This is a genomic window from Gemmatimonadaceae bacterium, from assembly GCA_035606695.1.
GTDB lineage: Bacteria > Gemmatimonadota > Gemmatimonadetes > Gemmatimonadales > Gemmatimonadaceae > JAQBQB01.
On sequence record DATNEW010000028.1, the window covers coordinates 102,790 to 121,881 of the forward strand.

The 19,092-nt window shown below is 64.6% G+C and carries 14 protein-coding genes; 9 read left to right on the top strand and 5 right to left on the bottom strand.

Translation table 11 applies throughout. The features are described from left to right. The first annotated feature begins 39 nt into the window (after nt 1-39). The 3 genes from VN706_15050 to VN706_15060 are packed head-to-tail and all read left to right on the top strand — an operon-like array spanning nt 40 to nt 2,358. Nucleotides 40-1,140 (top strand): hypothetical protein, encoded by a 1,101-nt coding sequence (locus VN706_15050; GenBank protein HXT16956.1) that lies wholly within the window; start codon nt 40-42, stop codon nt 1,138-1,140. After that, nucleotides 1,140-1,769 carry an SGNH/GDSL hydrolase family protein gene (locus VN706_15055; protein ID HXT16957.1) on the top strand — a complete coding sequence of 210 codons (630 nt, stop codon included), beginning with the start codon at nt 1,140-1,142 and terminating at the stop codon, nt 1,767-1,769. Before VN706_15050 ends, VN706_15055 begins: the two co-directional genes overlap by 1 nt. A 34-nt stretch (nt 1,770-1,803) precedes the next feature. Continuing rightward, the gene (locus VN706_15060; GenBank protein HXT16958.1) at nt 1,804-2,358 is read left to right on the top strand and encodes a hypothetical protein; all 555 of its coding nucleotides are present in this window, start codon (nt 1,804-1,806) and stop codon (nt 2,356-2,358) included. A gap of 11 nt (nt 2,359-2,369) precedes the next feature. On the opposite strand, the gene VN706_15065 is transcribed toward VN706_15060, so the two are convergent. Continuing rightward, a complete protein-coding gene (locus VN706_15065) occupies nt 2,370-4,055 on the bottom strand; it encodes a D-aminoacylase (protein ID HXT16959.1) in 1,686 nt (561 codons plus the stop codon). 71 nt (nt 4,056-4,126) lie between these two features. Here VN706_15065 and VN706_15070 point away from each other — a divergent pair, with 71 nt between their 5' ends. Together VN706_15070 and VN706_15075 are read left to right on the top strand one after the other, a co-directional pair. Further along, nucleotides 4,127-7,477, top strand: a complete 3,351-nt coding sequence (locus VN706_15070; protein ID HXT16960.1) for a PDZ domain-containing protein — start codon at nt 4,127-4,129, stop codon at nt 7,475-7,477. Between the two features lie 96 nt (nt 7,478-7,573). Next, entirely contained in the window at nt 7,574-9,589 is a 2,016-nt protein-coding gene (locus tag VN706_15075; protein HXT16961.1) for a S9 family peptidase, read from the top strand. A 270-nt stretch (nt 9,590-9,859) separates the two neighbouring features. On the opposite strand, the gene VN706_15080 is transcribed toward VN706_15075, so the two are convergent. The 4 genes from VN706_15080 to odhB form a co-directional block, all read right to left on the bottom strand. Beyond that, nucleotides 9,860-10,342 (bottom strand): hypothetical protein, encoded by a 483-nt coding sequence (locus VN706_15080; GenBank protein ID HXT16962.1) that lies wholly within the window; start codon nt 10,340-10,342, stop codon nt 9,860-9,862. Between the two features lie 3 nt (nt 10,343-10,345). After that, nucleotides 10,346-11,758: a dihydrolipoyl dehydrogenase gene (lpdA, locus tag VN706_15085; protein ID HXT16963.1), complete on the bottom strand. Its 1,413-nt coding sequence runs from the start codon at nt 11,756-11,758 to the stop codon at nt 10,346-10,348. A 62-nt stretch (nt 11,759-11,820) separates the two neighbouring features. After that, nucleotides 11,821-12,399, bottom strand: a complete 579-nt coding sequence (locus VN706_15090; GenBank protein ID HXT16964.1) for an outer membrane beta-barrel protein — start codon at nt 12,397-12,399, stop codon at nt 11,821-11,823. Between the two features lie 77 nt (nt 12,400-12,476). Further along, complete coding sequence (gene odhB / locus VN706_15095) at nt 12,477-13,754, bottom strand: 2-oxoglutarate dehydrogenase complex dihydrolipoyllysine-residue succinyltransferase (protein ID HXT16965.1); 1,278 nt, start codon at nt 13,752-13,754, stop codon at nt 12,477-12,479. 139 nt (nt 13,755-13,893) lie between these two features. On the opposite strand from odhB, the gene VN706_15100 reads away from it, so the two are divergent. The 4 genes from VN706_15100 (at nt 13,894) to gyrA (ending at nt 18,962) form a co-directional block, all read left to right on the top strand. Then, on the top strand, nt 13,894-14,931 hold the full coding sequence (locus VN706_15100; GenBank protein HXT16966.1) for a zinc-binding dehydrogenase: 1,038 nt from the start codon (nt 13,894-13,896) through the stop codon (nt 14,929-14,931). Continuing rightward, a complete protein-coding gene (locus VN706_15105) occupies nt 14,928-15,155 on the top strand; it encodes a hypothetical protein (protein HXT16967.1) in 228 nt (75 codons plus the stop codon). The genes VN706_15100 and VN706_15105 overlap by 4 nt, the downstream gene beginning before the upstream one ends. A 19-nt stretch (nt 15,156-15,174) precedes the next feature. After that, nucleotides 15,175-16,029 (top strand): hypothetical protein, encoded by an 855-nt coding sequence (locus VN706_15110; protein ID HXT16968.1) that lies wholly within the window; start codon nt 15,175-15,177, stop codon nt 16,027-16,029. A gap of 413 nt (nt 16,030-16,442) precedes the next feature. Continuing rightward, on the top strand, nt 16,443-18,962 hold the full coding sequence (gene gyrA / locus VN706_15115; GenBank protein HXT16969.1) for a DNA gyrase subunit A: 2,520 nt from the start codon (nt 16,443-16,445) through the stop codon (nt 18,960-18,962). Nucleotides 18,963-19,092: the final 130 nt, after the last annotated feature.

The following is a 19,092-nucleotide window of genomic DNA, read 5'->3' on the forward strand; positions in this document are numbered from 1 at the left end:
TTCGTGATGCAAAAAAGCAGATCCTCCGTTGCGCGGAGGATGACATGGCTCATCGTCGTCGCGTCGGCCGCGGCGCGCGTTGCCGGCGCGCAGCACGCGATTGACTCGAGTTTCGCCGGACTCGTTGCACGGCTGTCCGAGCCGAATGGCTACTTCGATTCGGACAACATCATCACGAACGAGGCGTCGTACCTCCAGATCGCGAGCCAGCTGCGCAAGACGGGAACGCACGGCGGCGTCTACGTCGGTGTCGGTCCGGATCAGAACTTCTCGTACATCGCACTGATCCGGCCGCGCGTGGCGTTCATGCTCGACATTCGGCGCGACAACCTGCTCGAGCACTTGCTCTTCAAGTCGTATTTCACGGTCGCGCGCAACCGCGCCGAATATTTGTGCTTGCTCCTGGGCAAGCCGGTGCCGTCCGATATCGAGCGATGGTCGTCGCGATCCGCCGCGGAGATTCTCGCGTACGTCAATCAGACGCGCACTGATTCCGCCGCCGTGATCGCGGCGCGGAAAGCGAGCAACGCGCGCATCGCGTCGTTCGGTGTGCCGCTCGACGCGCGCGACCTCGAGATGATCGACCGCTATCGCGCCGAATTCGTGGCGTCCGGACTCGAGACACGCTACTCGAGCCTCGGCCGCAACAACCGAATGGACTATCCGTCGTTCGGGCAGCTCATTCTCGCGACGGATCGCGAGGGGCGGCGGCCCGGATATCTCGCGGACGAGAATTCGTATCAGCTCGTGCGCGACATGGAGCTGCACGATCGCATCGTACCGGTCGTGGGGAACGTTGCGGGTGACAAGGCCGTGCGAGCGATCGGCGAGTACGCGTCCGAGCATCACCTGGTGGTGTCGGCATTCTACCTGTCGAACGTCGAGCAGTATTTGATGACGCGGCAGGGCGGCTTTCCCGAGTTCGCGCGCAACGTGAAGACGCTGCCGCGCGATTCGACCAGCGTCATCATCCGCAGCTATTTCGGCCGGCTGGGTACGACGCATCCGTTGTACGTGCCCGCGAGCGGCAATCTGAGCACGTCGATGATCGAGCCGATCGACTCGTTTCTTCGTCGCTACGCGGCCGGTGAGATACACACGTACTTCGATCTCGTCTTCAACGGGTTCGTGAGTCCGTAATGCATCCGGGGCCGCCGCCCGTTCCGCCGGCCGAGGTTCGCATCCTCGCGCTTGGTGATTCATATACCATCGGCGAATCGGTGTCGGCCGAGGAACGCTGGCCGGTCCAGCTGGCGAAGATGCTGCGCGCGCGTGGGATTGCCGTTGCCGATCCACAGATCGTCGCGCGCACCGGCTGGACGACGGACGAACTGTCGGCGGGCATCGACGACGCCAAGCCCAAGGGGCCGTACGACGTGGTGACGTTGCTCATCGGCGTGAACAACCAATATCGTGGCCGCTCGATCGACGAGTACCGCGCGCAATTTCGTGCGTTGCTGGCGCGCGCGATCGAGTTTGCCGGCGGTCGAGCGTCGCGTGTGATCGTGGTGTCGATTCCGGACTGGGGCGTCGCGCCGTTCGCGGCCGGGCGCGACGCCGGCCGGATCGCGACGGAGATTGACGCCTTCAACCGCGCCAATCGCGAGGAAGCGGAGCGGAAAGGGGCGGCCTACGTCGACGTGACGGCAGTGTCGCGTCGAGCGCAGGCGGACCGCGGCCTGGTCGCTGGCGACGGGCTTCATCCGTCGGGCGCCATGTACGCCGAATGGACGAAACTCATTCTTCCCACCGTGCTTGCCGCGTTGTAATGTCTTTCATTCAATCTCCATCACGGGACTCCCTATGCGTCGGTTGATCCTATTCCTTGCCGCGAGCGCCAGCGCGGGTGCGTGTGCGAGCGGCGGCGCGAGCCAGCCCGACGACACCACTCCTCGTCAGCCGGCCATCTATCAGAGCTCTGAGACGGGAACTCTTCTTGGCGAACGCCCGCGCGCTTCGGTCGCGAGTATCGCCGCGCCGCCGGCGCAGGTGTGGCTCGCGGTCAAGAAGGTCTATGCCGACCTGGAAATTCCGTTGACGGTCGAGAATCCGGGCACGCGCCAGATCGGGAACGAGAATTTTTTCCGGTCGCGCAACTTCGCCGGTCAACCAATGAGCGCGCTCGTCGACTGCGGTTCGGGCATGACGGGTCCGAAAGCCATGACGTATCGCATCTACATGTCGCTGCTCACGAACGTGATTCCCGACGGGAAAGGCGGGACAACGGTCCAGACGACGTTCGTGCCCACAGGTCAGGACGTTGCGGGCGGGAGCACCGACCGCATTTCGTGCGGCACGTCCGGCCGCTTGGAGCAACTGTTCCTGGACCGCGTGAAATTGTTGATCGGGTCGAAGTAGCCGGCCAGCGCTCAGGGCATCTGGTAGCCCGGTCCGCGCAGCGCGCGGCCGGGCTTTGCGCCGGTGTGCACACCGTCGCGAATGACCTGTACGCCGTTCACGAACACCTGGCGCACGCCAACCGATAACTGCTTGGGTTGTTCGTAGGTCGCGCGATCGCCGATCGTCGCGGGATCGAACACCACGACGTCGGCGAACATCCCCGGCGCGAGCACGCCGCGATCGTGCAGCGACAGACGCACCGCCACGGCCGACGTCATCTTGCGAATGGCGTCCTCGAGCGGAATGACGTGCTCGTCCCGCACGTACTTGCCGAGTATGCGCGGATAGTTCCCGAACGTGCGCGGATGCACGAGGGCGCGCACGCTGTCGGGGTCGGGGCCGCCGGCGTCGGTCCCGAACTTCATCCACGGCTGCTGCATCTGCAGCTTCACATTGTCCTCATTCATGAGAAAGTATGTCGTCTCGACACGCGAGTGTTCGCTCAGGATCAAGTCCATCGCGGCGTCGAGATAATTCTCATTCTTCATCTGCGCGATCTCCGACAACCGCTTGCCGATGTACGGCTGGTTTTGCGCCGCGCGCAGGCTCGTGATCAACACGCCGGCGGGTGTCGCGAGACCGCACATGTCCTCCCAGTCGCTCGTCGGATGCGCCACTTCCTGGTGAATGGCCGCTCGCGTGTTCACGTTCGCCAAATTATCGAACAGCTTGCCCTCGGCGGAGAACGAGGGTGGCAGGCATGACGTGAGCCCCGTCGCGCCGGCCGTATACGGATACATGTTCGCCTGAATGTCGATGCCGGCGGCGCGCGCCGAATCGATCTTGGCGATGAGACCGCGTTCCTTGGGCCAGTTGCGCGTCCCGGCGGCCTTGAGGTGATAGATCTCGGTCGGCACGCCGGATTCACGGCCGATGCGAATGACCTCGTCGATCGCCTCGAGCAAGCGATCCGCTTCGGAACGCATGTGGGTGATGTAGACGCCGCCGTACGGCGCCATGGCTTTCGATTCTTCGATCAGCTCCTCGGTGCTCGCGAACGTATTCGGCGGATAGATCAATGCGCTCGCGAGGCCGAAGGCGCCGTCCTGCATCGCGCGCTTCACGGCCGCGCGCATCGAATCGAGCGCGGCACCAGTCGCGGCGCCCATGCGCTGCTGCATGCCGTATTGCCGGATGGTCCCCGCGCCGACGAACGAGCCGACATTTTGCGAGATGCCGTGCGCTTCCATCGCCGAGAGCCACGCGTCGAATCCGTGCGGCGCGGCGAACCGCTTCGAGAGGTCGTCGGCGTTCGCGGACAACGTTTCCGCATTGAGCGGCGCGGGCGTCGATCCTTCGCCGAGGATGCCGGTGGTGACGCCTTGGGTGAGTTTGCCGAGCTGCCGGCCGTCGCCGGAGAGGAGCTGCGCGCCCGATTGATCCTGAATGTCGATGAAGCCGGGCGACACGATCATGTTGCGGGCGTCGATGCGTGTGTGCGCGCTCGCGTCGCGCAACAGGCCACGCGGCTCGACCGCCGCAATGCGGTCGCCGCGAATGGCGACGTCGCCGTAGAACCATGGGGCGCCGGTACCGTCGACCACGCGGCCGTTCTCGATGATGACGTCGTAGGTACCGCGTGTGGCGGAGGGCGCGGTCACGGGCCGCGAGCACGCGGCGAGGGTAGCCGCGAAAATGACGATGCGAGTTTTCATGGAAGCCCAGACTACCACCGGTGCCGGCCGCTGCGCAAACGAGTACCTTGGGTTGGACCAACCTCCAAACCATGATGACTCGCCTTTTCGCTGCTTGCCTCCTGCTGCCCGCCGTTACCGTCGCGCAGTCGCCTGCCACTCTCGCGGGCCCGACGCGGCTTCTGCGCCAGCCGACGATCAGCGCCACGCAGATCGCCTTCGAGTACGGCGCCGACCTGTGGATCGTGCCACGCGAGGGCGGCGACGCACGACGTTTGACGAGCACGCCCGCCATCGAGAGCAATCCGCATTTCTCGCCCGACGGACGGTGGATCGCGTTCACCTCCAACCGCGCCGGCGTCAATGCCGTGTACGTGATGCCCGCCGAAGGTGGCGAGCCGCACCGCATCACCTGGAGTCCCGCGGGCGAAGTCGCGCGCGGGTGGACGCCCGACGGACGCGACGTCCTGTTCTCATCGGGCCGAATCTCGGCACCGACGACGTACACGAAGCTCTTCATGATTCCCATGCAGGGCGGGGTCGCGAAGCTCCTTCCGTCCGCCATGGGATTTCGCGGCGCGTTCTCACCTGACGGAAAACAGCTCGTCGTCGACCGCGTCGATCGCTGGGATGTCGAGTATCGCAGCTATCGCGGCGGCCAGAACACGCCGCTCACGATCGTGAACCTCGCCGACTCGTCGGAGACACGGCTGCCGAACGAGCGCACGATGGACATCGATCCCGTGTGGATGGGCGACAAGATCTACTTCCTCTCCGACCGTGATTGGGCGACGAACGTCTGGTCGTACGACACGCGCACCAAGGCGCTCGCGCAGCTCACGCATTTCAAGGATGCCGACGTCAAAACGATGGATGGCCGCGACGGCGCCGTCGTCTTCGAGGAAGACGGCTGGCTCTGGCTGCTCGACGCCAACAAGGGTGGCGAGCCGCGCAAGCTGGCCATCACCGTGCACGGCGATTTCCCCTGGGCCGAAACGCACTGGGAAGACGTGTCGCGCCGCATCACGTCGGCGTCGCTCGGTCCATCAGGCAAGCGCGCGCTGTTCGAGGCGCGCGGCGACATCTTTACCGTGCCGGTCTCCAAGGGTGATGCGCGCAATCTCACGCATTCGTCGGGAGCGGCGGATCATGCGCCGGTCTGGTCGCCCGACGGCAGGAACGTGGCGTGGTTCTCCGACGACGGCAGCGGCTACAAACTCGTGATCGGCAACGCCGACGGCTTGGGTCCCACGCGCTCGCTCTCGATCGGAGACGCCAAGTACGCGTGGACTCCGTCCTGGTCGCCGGACGGTTCGCGCATCGCGTTCGTCGATGACAAAACTCGCATTCGCGTGATCGACGTCGCGAACGGCCAGATGACGGTCGCCGACATCGGCGGGTCGGCGCAGGATCGCGGGTCGATGATCCCGGAATGGTCGCCCGACTCGAAGTGGCTCGCGTACAGCAAGTCGTTCCCGAACGAATTGCGTCGCGTTGTCGTATGGTCCGTCGCCGACGGCAAGACGCACGTGCTCACGGATGCGCTTGCGAGCGCCACCGATCCGGTGTGGGATCGCAACGGCAAGTGGCTCTACTTCCTCGCGAGCACTGACCTCGGCTTGACGAGCGGTTGGGCGGATCTCAGCAGTCTCACTCGCAGCTCGACGTCCGGTGTCTACGTTGCGCTGCTGCGCTCCGACGAACCGACGCCGTTCACGCCGCAGAGCGACGAGGAGGCCGCCGCGCGCGTGATCGGCACGAACCCTGGCGCGCCGAACCCGGGCGCGCCGCCGCGCGCGTTGCCGCGTGCGGCGCCGGCGGCCGACACGACCGCGCGTCCCGAGAGCGACAGCGCGCGCACCGAAGCACCGCCGCGCGGCCGCGTGCCACAGGTCCGCATCGACTTCGATCGTTTCGATCGCCGCATCATCGCGCTGCCGATGCCGCTGCGCTCGTACGCGCGTTTGGTGCCGGGACCCGCGGGAGTCCTGTTCGTCGCGGAACGCGTCGCGAATCAGCCGGGCATGACGCTGCATAAATGGGACATGGCGCGCCGGCGCGCCGAAGTGTTCGTGAGCGACATCGCGAACGTCTCCGCGTCGGATGACGGTCGCAAGCTGCTGTATGCGACGGGTCCAAACTGGAGCGTCGTCGACGCGGCGACCGTGCCGAAAGCCGGTGACGGCCGGCTCACGGTGTCGCTGCGCGCCGAGGTGAATCCGGCGATTGAATGGAAGCAGATCTTCGATGAAGCGTGGCGCATCGAGCGTGATTTCTTCTATGCGTCGAATCACCACGGCGCCGATTGGACGAAGGTGCGCGCGCGCTATGAGCCGCTCGTGCCGTACGCGCGCCATCGCACGGATCTCACGTACATCACCGACATGGTCGGCGGCGAGCTCTCGGTCGCGCACTCGTTCGTGCGCGAGGGAGACGTGCCCGCCGTCGACAGCTCGCGCATCGGCGCGCTTGGCGCCGATCTCGTCGCGGATGGCGGACGCTGGCGCATCGCGCGCATCTACACCAGCGAGAGTTGGAATCCCGGCTTGCGCGCGCCACTCGATCAGCCAGGCGTGAAGGCCAACGTCGGCGATTACATCCTGGATGTCAATGGTCAGCCGCTGACGACCGAGGATGAACCATGGAAGGCGCTCGACGGCACCGCCGACAAGCAGACCGTGCTGCGCCTGAACGACAAGCCGACCGCCGACGGTTCATGGAACGTGACCGTCGAACCGGTGCGCAATGAAGCACAGCTTCGCCAGCGCGCGTGGATCGAAGACAATCGCCGCAGAGTCGATTCACTGTCCGGCGGCAAGCTCGCGTATGTCTGGGTTCCGAACACGAGTGCCCCGGCGATCGCGGCGTTCGACCGCTACTACTTCGCGCAGCAGGACAAGCAGGGCGCGGTGATCGACGAACGTTTCAACGGCGGCGGCCTGCTCGACAACTACATGGTCGACATCATGACGCGTCATCCCGTCGGGGGTGTGACGACGACGGTGCCTGGTGCGCCGGCGACGCGTCTTCCGGCCGCGGCGCTGTTCGGTCCCAAGGTGTTGCTCGTGAATGAAATGGCAGGTTCGGGCGGCGATTATTTCGCGTGGGTGTTTCACCACCTGGGCGTCGGCCCCGAAGTCGGCGAACGCACGTGGGGAGGACTCGTGAACGCGGCGGTGCCGTATCCGCTCGTCGACGGCGGGTCGATCACCGCGCCGGCGCTCGCGGTGTACGGACCCGACAGCCAATTCATCGTCGAGGGCGAAGGGTTTCCGCCCGACATCGCCGTATGGCAGGACGCGCGTGATGTCGCGAAGGGTCGCGATCCGCAACTCGAGCGCGGTGTGCAAGAAGCGTTGACGTTGTTGCGAACGAAGGCGGAGAAGGCGCCGCCGCCGCCCGCGCAATTTCCTGTGCATGCACGCCGCCCGCCCGCGAACTAGCGCGAGCGCAAAGCAACGACGGGGTGGTCGCTGGCGATCTCGCGCGTCCACGAACAAGATTCAATTCTCTCTCGCTTCTCTCTCGCTGGAGCTGTCATGCGTCTCCGTCACTTCTCTGCCGCCCTGGTGCTCTCCGGCACCGTCGCCGGTGCCCAAACCGCCAAGCGACCGGTGCGCGTCGGCGACATGTATCGCGTCAAGAACGTCGGCGGGCTGGCGATCGCGCCCGACGGCAAGTGGGTCGCCTACAGCGTCACCACCACCGACTCGGCCAAGGACAAGAACGACACCGACGTCTGGATGACGACGTGGGACGGCGCGCAGACGATTCAGGTGACCTCGTCGCCGGACGGCGAGAGCGATCCCAAGTTCAGTCCCGACGGACGCTACCTGTCGTTTCTGTCGTCGCGGCAGGGCGGCAAGGGCTCGCAGCTCTGGCTGCTCGACCGTCAGGGCGGCGAGGCGCGCCGGCTGACTGATTTGAAAACTGGTATTAAAGATTACGAATGGTCACCGGATAGCCGGCGCCTGGCCCTCGTCATGACCGAGGTCGCGCCCGAGACCGACACGACGAACAAGCACCCGAAGCCGTACGTTCTCGACCGCTACCACTTCAAGAGTGACGCCGGCGGCTATCTCGATTCGACGCACACGCACATCTATCTGTTCGACGTTGCCACGCGACGGGCCGAGCCGCTCACGCCCGGACTGTATGACGAGAGCGAGCCGACGTGGTCGCCCGACGGCAAGTGGATCGCGTTCGAGAGCACGCGCGTGCCGGGTGACGTGGACCACTCGAAGAACTCGGATGTCTTCGTCGTCGAGGCGCGCGCCGGTGCGTCGCCGCGCAAGCTCACCACGTTCGAGGGACCGGATGGCGGTCCGTTCGCGTGGAGTCCGGACGGAACACTGCTCGCGTACCTGCAGGGCAGTGAACCGCGATTCACCGCGTACAACGAAGAGCGACTCGCCGTCGTCCCGGTCGCGGGCGGCACGCCGCGCATTCTCACCGAGTCGCTCGATCGCCCGATCTCGTCGCCGCACTTCACGGCAGACGGCAAGTCGATCGTCTTCCTCTACACCGACGATCGTGCGCGCTATGTCGGAAAGATTCCAGCCGGCGGCGGCACGGTACAGAAGCTCGTCGACGGCCGCTTTGTCATCGGGTCGATCGCGTTCGCGAACGACGGACGCATGGCGGTGATCAATGGCACCGCGTCGCGCCCGAACGAAGTGTTCGCGCTCGACAACGGCGCGCTGCGGCAACTCTCGCATCAGAACGACGCGTGGCTGTCCGAAGTGCAGCTCGCGACGACCGAAGACGTGAGCTTCAAGACGAAGGACGGCAACGAGCCGCATGGCTTGCTCGTGAAGCCCGTGGGATACGTCGCCGGCCAGAAGTATCCGCTGCTGTTGCGCATTCACGGCGGACCGAACGGGCAGGACCAGCACTCGTTCAGTCTGGAGCGCGAGCTCTTCGCGGCGAACGGCTACGCGGTGCTCAACGTCAACTATCGCGGCTCGAATGGGCGGGGCGAGAAGTATCAGCAGGCGATCTTCGCCGACTGGGGCGACAAGGAAGTCATCGACCTGCTCGCGGGTGTCGACGGGGTGATCGCCATGGGCATCGCCGATCCGAATCGGTTGGGCATCGGCGGCTGGAGCTATGGCGGCATTCTCACCGACTACACCATCGCGACGACGAATCGCTTCAAGGCGGCGATTGCCGGCGCGGGCAGCGCGCTGCAACTCTCGATGTACGGGTCGGACCAATACATCTATCAGTATGAGAACGAGCTCGGACCGCCGTGGAAGGCGCAGGACCTGTGGATCAAACTGTCCTATCCGTTCTTCCACGCCGACCGCATCTCGACGCCGACGCTGTTCATGGGTGGCGACAAGGATTTCAACGTCCCGGTGATCGGCGGCGAGCAGATGTATCAGGCGCTGCGCAGCCTGGGCGTGCCGACGGAGATGATCGTGTATCCGAACCAGCACCACGGACTGTCGCTGCCGAGCTTCAACTACGATCGGTTACAGCGATATGTGGCGTGGTATGACCGTTTTCTAAAGAATCCGACCACGGTGCAGGCGGGCGCGGTCAAGCCGTAGCTGGCCCCACTGTCGGGAGGCGCTTCATTACCACGGACGAAGGTCGGACGTCCACGGACAGGCACGGAGACGGCGTTCAACCGGTGAAGTGCTGTTTTTAGGGAACTCTTAAGAAAACCCTCGGGACACTCCGTCAACGGAGTGTCCCGAGGGTTTTCTTAAAATCACTTGCAACTGCCGTCAACCGCCGTTAACGCTTTTCCGTGCCTGTCCGTGGACCTCCGAAGTTCGTCCGTGGTAAAGCGAACGCGTCCCGATGGAGAGGCCCGTCTAGAGCGACAGTCTCAGAAAGCTCAACGCCACTCCGTCTCGAAAAAAATCCGGCACCCGCGCCTCCTCTCGGAATCCGTGCTCGCGCAACAACGTGAGCACGGTGCCGATCGCGGGGTCGTCCGGCATCTCCGCCAGGAGAAATTTGGCGCCGGACTCGCGGAGCGTATCACACATCGCACGCATCAAACGTCCCCCGACATCGTCCGCGCCGACGCCGGGCGCCAACACCGCCGTGTGCAACCGGGCGCCGGCCGTCGTCCCCGCGATGACCCCGAACAGCGCGAGACCCGCCACCGTTCCATCACGCGCGATCACCAGCGCACGATGCTCCCTGTCATGTCCACGCTCGGCCAATTCCAATACTTCGAGCGCGCGATCGATGTACGGCGTGACGCCGAGCGCACCCATCAACAACACGCGCGTGCCCTGAGTATCCTCGGGGAGCAACGGCCGCGGGTCGAGCGCGAAGTAGCCGGACACGACTCAGATGTGCAGCGCGCGGCCGAGGGTCGCCAGTGCAGCTTCCTTCGTGACTTCCGACAGCGTCGGATGCGCGTGCACCGTGACGCCCAGGTCCTCCGACGATCCGCGATACTCGAACGCCAGGACCACTTCGGCGATCAGCTCGGAAACGTTGGGGCCGATCATGTGCGCGCCGAGCAGTTCGTCGGTCTTGGCGTCGGCGATGAACTTGATGAACCCCGTCGTCTCGCCCATCGAGCGCGCGCGGCCGTTCGCCGAGAACGGAAACTTGCCCGCGCGATATTCACGGCCGCTCTCCTTCACCTGGCGTTCCGTGAGTCCGACCGCCGCGATCTCCGGCCACGTGTAGACGACGCCCGGGATCGACTTGTAGTGCATGTGTACCTTGTGGCCCGCGATGACTTCCGCGGCGATGACGCCTTCTTCCTCCGCCTTGTGCGCCAGCATGGGACCGGGCACGCAGTCGCCGATCGCGTACACGTTCGGCAGGTTGGTGCGCATCTGATCGTCGACGAGAATCTCACCGCGCCGGCCGACGTTGAGCCCGAGCGCCTGCGCGTCGATGCCCGACGTGGCCGGCCGTCGTCCGACCGACACGAGCACGCAATCACCGGCGATGCGTTCGCTCTTGCCATCCTTCTCGACGTCGACGAACACGCCGTTGGCGGTGCGTCCGCCGTTCGTGACGCGCGTGCCGGTGCGGATGTCGAGGCCCTGCTTGCGCAGCACCTTGTCCGCTTCCTTGACGACGTCGTCATCCATGCCGGGAAGGATCGCGGGCAGCAGCTCGATGACCGTCACCTTGGCGCCAAGGCGATTCCACACCGACCCGAGCTCGAGGCCGATGACGCCGCCGCCGATCACGATGAGATGCTTCGGCACCTCGGGAATCTCGAGCGCGCCGACGTTCGACAGGACGCGCTCCTCGTCGAACTTGAGGAAGGGCAGTTCGATCGGTACCGAACCCGTGGCGATGATGACGTTCTTCGCCTGGTAGCTCGATCCATCCGAAACGTCGACGACGTTGCCCGGCCTGAGCGTGCCTTTGCCCCTGGCCCACGTGATCTTGTTCTTCCGAAACAGGAACTCGATGCCCTTCGTGTTCTGGCCGACGACGTCGTCCTTGCGCTTGAGCATCGTCCCGAGATCGAGGCTCAAGCCGCCGATCTTGATGCCGTGCGCGGCGGCGGAGTGTTTAGAGAACTCATAATGCTCCGTCGACTGCAGCAGTGCTTTCGACGGAATGCATCCGACGTTCACGCACGTGCCGCCGAGCGTCTTGTCCATCTCCACGCAGACGGTGTTGAGACCGAGCTGCGCGGCGCGAATCGCGGCGACGTAGCCGCCGGGACCGCCGCCGATGATGACGACGTCGGCGGCAGTGGAAGACGATGAGGTGTTGGAGACTGCCATGCGAGTGTTGGTAAGGAGCGAGTCAGGCGAAACTTAATCGCGCCGACCCGCTCCCCCGGCGATCAATGGGTGAACACGGAAACACCCGCCAGCAAGCCGATCACGTTGCCGGAGACGTGACTGCTCGGGGTCAGATATGTGTCGCGCAGTTCATAGCGCATGGAGACCACGTTGCTGACCGGGACGCGCAGGCCGATCCCGCCGCCGAGCGTGACTCGGCTGAAGGATAGGTTACCCGAACGACTGTACTGCAAGCCGATCGCCGGTCGCACGAACCAGTCGGCGGACGTGCGCGTGTCGGTGAGAGCGATCGGAAGGCCAAGCTCCACCTGCGACGTCGTGACGCTGCCTCCGCCCGCGCTGGCATGCATGAAATTGCCGGCGATCTCAAAGGCGACCGGACCGCTCGTCGGGAACGCGATGCGCACCGTGCCCGTCGGAACGTTGAACGATGTCGTGCCATCGGGCTGCGACGTAACGCCGTCGCGATGAACGGTTTGGTACGACACTTCGGCGTCCACGCCAAGCTCGAAGCCGCGGTCGCGGCTTCGCACCTGCGCCGCGGCGGCGGACGCCGACACGATTCCCACGACGACACCCGCAACAGCCGCAACACCCGCGCGAACCAATACGCTCTGCATTGAAGCCTCCGGTGCGTGATCCAAAAAAATCCCGGGCGGCGACGTTGCCACCCGGGATTGCAGTACCCCGCATCGCGTCAATCGACCAACATCGACGCCGGATCTTCCATGAGCTCCTTCACGCGAACGAGAAAGAGCACCGCCTGCTGCCCGTCGATGATTCGGTGATCGTACGAGAGCGCGACGTACATCATCGGGCGGATCTCGACCTTGCCGTTGATCGCCACCGGGCGGTCTTGCGTCTTGTGCAGCCCGAGAATGCCGACCTGCGGATAGTTGATGATCGGCGTCGAGACGAGCGAGCCGAAGACGCCGCCGTTCGTGATCGTGAACGTGCCGCACGTGAGATCGTCCATCGCGAGCTTGCCGTCGCGCGCGCGCTTGGCGAGTGCATCGATGCCGCGCGAGACGTCGAGCATGCCCTTGCGATCGGCGTCTTTCACGTTCGGCACCACGAGCCCCGCGTCCGATGCGACCGCGATGCCCATGTTCACGTAGTGGTGATAGACGATCGAATCGCCGTCGATTTGGGCGTTGACCGTCGGATACTGCTTGAGCGCCAGGCACGCCGCCTTCACGAAGAACGGCATGAAGGACAAGCGCACGCCGTGCTCTTTCTCGACGCGTTCCTTGAGACGCGAACGCACGGCCATGACGGCCGACATGTCGACTTCGTTGAACGTCGTGAGATGCGCCGTGGCGTGCTGTGACTCGAGCAGATGTTCGGCGATGCGCTTGCGGCGCGTCGTCATTTTTTCGCGGGTTTCGCGAGAAGCGGCGGGCGTCGAGGCGTCTGAGCGCCGGGGCGTCGGGGAGGGCGGGGCCGAAGGCGCGGGTGTCGTCGTTGGCGCAGACGGTTGCGGTGCCGGCTTGGCCGATTGCTCGATGACATCCGGCTTGCTGACGACGCCACCACGTCCCGTTCCTTGAACCTTTGACAAATCCGCACCGGTCTCGGCTGCAACGCGTTGTGCGGCCGGCGAGGCGCGAACCTCAGTTTGCCGGGGCACACTCGCCGGTGCAGGCGTCGGCTCGGCTTTCGCTGCGGCGGGCGCATTTGCAGTCGCCTCGACGCCTCGACGTCCCGACGCCTCGACGCCCGGCGTCGACGCCCCGACGCCCGCCTCATCAATCTCCGCCAGCAAATCATCCACCTTCACCACATCGCCTTCCGCATGCGCACGCTTCGTGAGCACGCCAGAGCTCATCGCCGGCACCTCGACGGTGATCTTGTCGGTCTCGAGCTCGACCAACGTATCGCCGGGCGCCACCGCATCGCCCTCTTTCTTCAACCAGCGCGAGACCGTGGCTTCCGTGATCGATTCGCCAAGCGGCGGAACTTTGATGGACGTCATGCGAGAAAGCCGGGAATGCTCGGGAATTGCCGAACGGGACACCAACGGGCGACCGTGGACCCGGGGCCAAAGGCCCGCCTAACTTCAGTTTGACAATATACACCGGGCTCGAATCACCTTTGCCGTTCCCGTCGTTCTCTTGCGCGCGCTGACGATCTCCAGTCACGGCACCCTCGATCGCGTCGACTACCGCGACGAACTGCCCATTCCAGAGTTGTCCCGGCCAACCGACGTTCGCATTCGCGTCAGCGCGGCTGCGTTGAATCACCTGGACTTGTTCGTCGTGTCCGGGCTGCCCGGCGTCAACATCACGCCGCCGTGGATCCTCGGCGCGGACGCCAGCGGCGTCATCGACCAGGTCGGCACCGACGTCTCGGGCCTTTCCGAAGGCGATCATGTCATCGTCAACCCCGGCATCAGCGATCGCACGTGCGAGTACTGCCTGGCGGGCGAACAGCCCCTCTGCCCGCGCTTTGCGCTGCTCGGCGAACATCTCCCGGGCACGATGGCCGAGTACGTCGTGGTGCCGGCGGCCAACGTGCGCGCGATCCCGGCCGGCACGTCGTCCGAGCTCGCCGCGGCATTTACGCTCGCGACACTGACGGCGTGGCGCATGCTCGTGACGCGCGCCCAGCTGCGTGCCGGTGAAGATGTGCTCATCTGGGGAATCGGCGGCGGTGTGGCACTCGCGGCGCTCCAGATCTGCAAACTGATCGGTGCGCGAGCGTGGGTCGTGTCGAGCAGCGCCGAGAAACTGCGTCGCGCCGCCGAGCTCGGGGCTCACGAGCTGCTCGATCGCACGAAGGTCGACGTCGCGCGCGCGATTCGCGATCGAACGAAAAAGCGCGGCATGGATGTCGTCGTCGACAACGTCGGCGAAGCGACGTGGAATGCATCGCTACAAGCGCTGGGCCGGCGCGGCCGCCTGGTGACGTGCGGTGCGACGTCGGGCCCGATCGTCGAAACCGACGTGCGTCGGCTGTTCTGGAATCAGTGGTCCATCCTCGGGTCCACGATGGGGAACGATGCCGAGTTCGACGCGATCGCCGAGCACTTTCGCGCTGGGCGATTGCAGCCGGTCATCGACTGCGTGTTCAATCTCGAGCATGGCCGCGCCGCGATGGAGCGCCTGCAAAGCGCCGCGCAGTTCGGCAAGATCGTGGTGCGCGTATCGTGACCGAGGAGCACGCGCGGTACGAGCCCGCCGAGGAACGCGCCGTTCGCGACGCGTACGCCAAGGGCGACGCGCCCAAGTGTCCGCGCGACGGCACGACGCTGACGGCGCGAAGCATCGGCGGCGGATCGTTCGGGCTGGGGTACGCGCGCAAGCGGGAGTGGCTGATCTGTCCAGCGTGCCGTCGCAGCGTCATCTTCGACGTCAAGCGCGGGACGCGCACGTAGGGAATGGGGCGATAGATTGATGCTCACCATGATCACCATGCTCACGACGTTCATGCAACAGCCGGACACGACGAACTTCAGCGACCGCTTCCAGCGCAGCCTGGGCGAAGTGTTCGGTCAAACGCTGCCCGCGCTCGTCGGCGCGTTGGTCATCCTGTTCGCGGGCTATCTCCTCGCCAAGGTGCTGGAGAAGCTCGTCGAGCGTTTGCTGCGTCGCATCCGGCTGAATCATCTGCTCGAGCGCGGCGGAGTGATCCAGGCGGTGGAGCGCTCGGGCACGCACGTGAATCCGACGCGCGTGCTGGCGAATCTCGTGTTCTGGCTGGTGATGTTCACGGTGATTCTCCTCGCCGCGAATGCGCTGGGACTCGACTCGCTGGCGAACGTGGTGTCGACGCTGGTGAGCTATATCCCGAGCGTGATCGCGGCCATCGTGATCATTCTGGTCGGCATCGTCCTCGGCGGATTCGTCGGCGGGTTGATCGCGGCGTCGGCGGGCGGTGTGCATGGCGGCAAATCGCTCGCGCGCATCGGGCGCGGCGGCGTCCTGCTGCTGGCGATCTTCATGGCGCTGCAGGAGCTGGGGATCGCGACGGACATCGTGACGACGGCGTTCGCGATTCTGTTCGGCGCCATCGCGCTCGCGCTCGCGCTGTCGTTTGGCTTAGGCAATCGCGAGCTGGCGGGCGAGATCACGCGCGAGTGGTACGAGCGGTACAAGAGCGAGCGCGCGGAGGCGATGGCGCGCGAGGCGCAGCTCGAGGCGCAGGCGGAGGCCGAGCTGGATGCCGAGGAGCGGGCGGAGCACGAGCGCCATGTGCGGAAGCATACGCCGCCGGGCGATCAATCAGGGGAACCGCCGCAGCCCGTTTGAGTCCTCGCGCTCGGAGAGGGTGTCGCGCGGGAAACGGAAAGAAAAAGGCCTACCACGGATGAACGCCGGACGACCACGGACAGGCACGGAGACAGCGTGAACTGCTGTCAACGGCCGTTGACGGTCAACGCCGTGTCCGTGCCTGTCCGTGCATGTCGCGGTTCACAGTCCGTGCTGAATTTTTTTTGGAATTCTCGAATCCATTCGAACGCGCGGAGACGATGTGGGCAGATCAGAAATGTGACCTACGTAAGTTGTTGTCAATAAACAACTTACATACCAGATTTTCGGTTGCTTTTCGCCCTGAATTCCGGTAGATTTCAGCGTCTCGGAACGTCTCCTTTTCGGCCCCTCACGCGTGTCGTTCATCCGCGTGCGAATAGCCGTATTCTGTCGCCGACCGCCCTCCGAAAATGACTGCTCCAAACAACCGTGAACGCATTCTTCCGCGCTTGATCGACGACGAGATCAAAGAGTCGTTCATCAACTACTCGATGTCCGTCATCGTGTCGCGTGCGCTGCCCGACGTGCGCGACGGGCTCAAGCCGGTGCATCGCCGCGTGCTGTACTCGATGTTCGACACGGGGCTCGTTCCTGGTCGCCCGTACAAGAAATCGGCGACGGTCGTCGGCGACGTGCTTGGCAAGTATCACCCGCACGGCGACTCCAGCGTGTACGACGCGCTCGTGCGCATGGTGCAGGAATTCTCGCTGCGCTATCCGCTCATCGACGGTCAGGGCAACTACGGCTCCGTCGAAGGCGATCCGCCGGCGGCGTATCGCTACACCGAAGCGCGGTTGATGCCGATCGCCATGGAGATGGTCACGGATCTCGACAAGAACACCGTCGACTTCGTGCCCAACTTCGACGATCACGACCATGAGCCGTCGGTCTTGCCGGCGGGCATTCCGAATCTGGTCGTCAACGGTTCGTCGGGCATCGCGGTCGGCATGGCGACGAACATTCCGCCGCACAACCTGCGCGAAGTCGTCAACGCCATCGTCCATCTGATCGACAATCCGGACGCGACGTTCGGCGACATTCGCAAGCACATCAAGGGACCCGACTTTCCGACCGGCGGCTACATCTACGGCCGCGCCGGCATCAAGGATTATCAGGAGACGGGCCGCGGCCGCATCGTCATGCGCGCGCGCGCGGTGATCGAGGAGAAGGAGTCCTCGAACAAGTCGCAGATCGTCGTCACCGAAATTCCGTATCAGGTCAACAGCGCGAAGCTCATCGAGAACATCGCGGAGCTCGTGCGCGACAAGAAGCTCGAGGGCATCTCGGACCTGCGCAACGAGTCCGACAAGGACGGCATGCGCATCGTCATCGAGCTGAAGCGCGATGCGATTCCGCGCGTGGTGCTCAATCAGCTGTACAAGCACACCGCGATGCAGTCGACCTTCGGCGTGATCATGCTCGCGCTCGTCCCCGACGAGCGCACGCGCAGTCTCGTGCCGAAGATCATGCCGCTCAAGGAGGCGCTCGAGCACTACATCAAGCACCGCCACGAGATCATCGTCCGCCGGACGCAGTTCGATCTCGACAAGGCGCTCGAGCGCGAGCACATCCTCGAAGGCCTCAAGATCGCCGTCGACAACATCGACGAAGTGATCAAGGTCATTCGCAAGGCTGAAGACACGCCGACGGCGAATGCGCAGCTGCAGAAGCGGTTCAAGCTGTCCGAGCGGCAGGCGGAAGCGATCCTCAACATGCGGCTCGCGAAGCTCACGGGCCTCGAGATCGAAAAGCTGGAAGAGGAGCTCAAGGAAGTCCGCGGGATGATCAAGGAGCTGCGCGCGCTGCTCGAGTCGAAGGACAAGCGCATGGCCGTGCTCAAGGACGAGCTGCAGACCATCGCGAAGAAGTACGGCGACGAGCGCCGCACGGAGATCACGAGCGACGAAGGCGAGTTCACGATCGAAGACCTGATCGCCGAAGAAGAGATGGTCGTCACCATCTCCCACTCGGGCTACATCAAGCGCACGTCGGTCTCGACGTACAAGAAGCAGCGCCGCGGCGGACGCGGCAACAACGGCGCGACGTTGAAGGAAGAGGATTTCGTCGAGCATCTCTTCGTCGCGTCGACGCACGACTACGTGCTCGTGTTCACCGACGACGGCCGCTGCTTCTGGCTCAAGGTGCACGAGATCCCGCAGGCGGGCCGCGCCGCGAAAGGCAAGCCGATCATCAACATGATCAACGTGACGCCCGATACGAACGTGTCGGCGATCGTGACCGTGCGCGACTTCCCCGACGATCAGTTCCTGCTGTTCGCCACCAAGAACGGCACGGTGAAGAAGACCGCGCTGTCACAGTATTCAAATGTGCGCACCAACGGCATCAAGGCGATCAAGATCGAGGACGACGACGAACTGATCGACGTGCAAGTGACCACGGGCACGAACGACATCGTGCTTGCGACGCGTCACGGCCTCTCGATTCGCTTTCACGAGCAGGACGTGCGCGAGATGGGCCGCGACACCACGGGCGTGAAAGGCATCGAGCTCGGCGCCCGCGACCAGGTCGTCGGCATGGTGGTCATCAAGCGCGAAGCCAACCTGCTGGTCGTCACCGAGAAGGGACTCGGCAAGTGCTCGCCGATCGACGAATACCGCGTTCAGAAGCGCGGCGGAAAGGGGATCATCACCGTGCATCGCACCGACAAGACCGGGGACGCGGTTTCGCTCATGGAGGTCCTGCCGGACGATGAGCTCATGCTCATCACCAAACACGGCGTCGCCATCCGGATGCCGGTGAAGGGTATCCGCGTCGCGGGCCGCAACACGCAGGGCGTGAAGCTCGTCAACCTGGACAACGACGATCTGGTGATGGACGTCGCGCGGGTCGTGCCGGACGACGAGTCCGAGGCCGGCGACGACATCGCCGAGCCGGCGACCGTGGGCCCGGAAGGGGACGACGAGGAATAGTTCAATTGCATACCGAGCGAAGAGGGGTCGATGTCGATAGGCATCGGCCCCTCTTTTCTTTTGTCCGCGCTCAAAACAAAAGAACCACGGACTCATTCGGACAAGAGCGGACCGGCACGGAGACGGCGGA

Coding starts and splice junctions, on each gene's coding strand:
- gyrA (HXT16969.1), top strand. CDS start 16,443: ATGACTGCTCCAAACAACCGTGAACGCATTCTTCCGCGCTTGATCGAC.
- VN706_15055 (HXT16957.1), top strand. CDS start 1,140: ATGCATCCGGGGCCGCCGCCCGTTCCGCCGGCCGAGGTTCGCATCCTC.
- lpdA (HXT16963.1), bottom strand. CDS start 11,758: ATGGCAGTCTCCAACACCTCATCGTCTTCCACTGCCGCCGACGTCGTC.
- VN706_15050 (HXT16956.1), top strand. CDS start 40: ATGACATGGCTCATCGTCGTCGCGTCGGCCGCGGCGCGCGTTGCCGGC.
- VN706_15065 (HXT16959.1), bottom strand. CDS start 4,055: ATGAAAACTCGCATCGTCATTTTCGCGGCTACCCTCGCCGCGTGCTCG.
- VN706_15060 (HXT16958.1), top strand. CDS start 1,804: ATGCGTCGGTTGATCCTATTCCTTGCCGCGAGCGCCAGCGCGGGTGCG.
- VN706_15070 (HXT16960.1), top strand. CDS start 4,127: ATGATGACTCGCCTTTTCGCTGCTTGCCTCCTGCTGCCCGCCGTTACC.
- odhB (HXT16965.1), bottom strand. CDS start 13,754: ATGACGTCCATCAAAGTTCCGCCGCTTGGCGAATCGATCACGGAAGCC.
- VN706_15075 (HXT16961.1), top strand. CDS start 7,574: ATGCGTCTCCGTCACTTCTCTGCCGCCCTGGTGCTCTCCGGCACCGTC.
- VN706_15110 (HXT16968.1), top strand. CDS start 15,175: ATGCTCACCATGATCACCATGCTCACGACGTTCATGCAACAGCCGGAC.
- VN706_15090 (HXT16964.1), bottom strand. CDS start 12,399: ATGCAGAGCGTATTGGTTCGCGCGGGTGTTGCGGCTGTTGCGGGTGTC.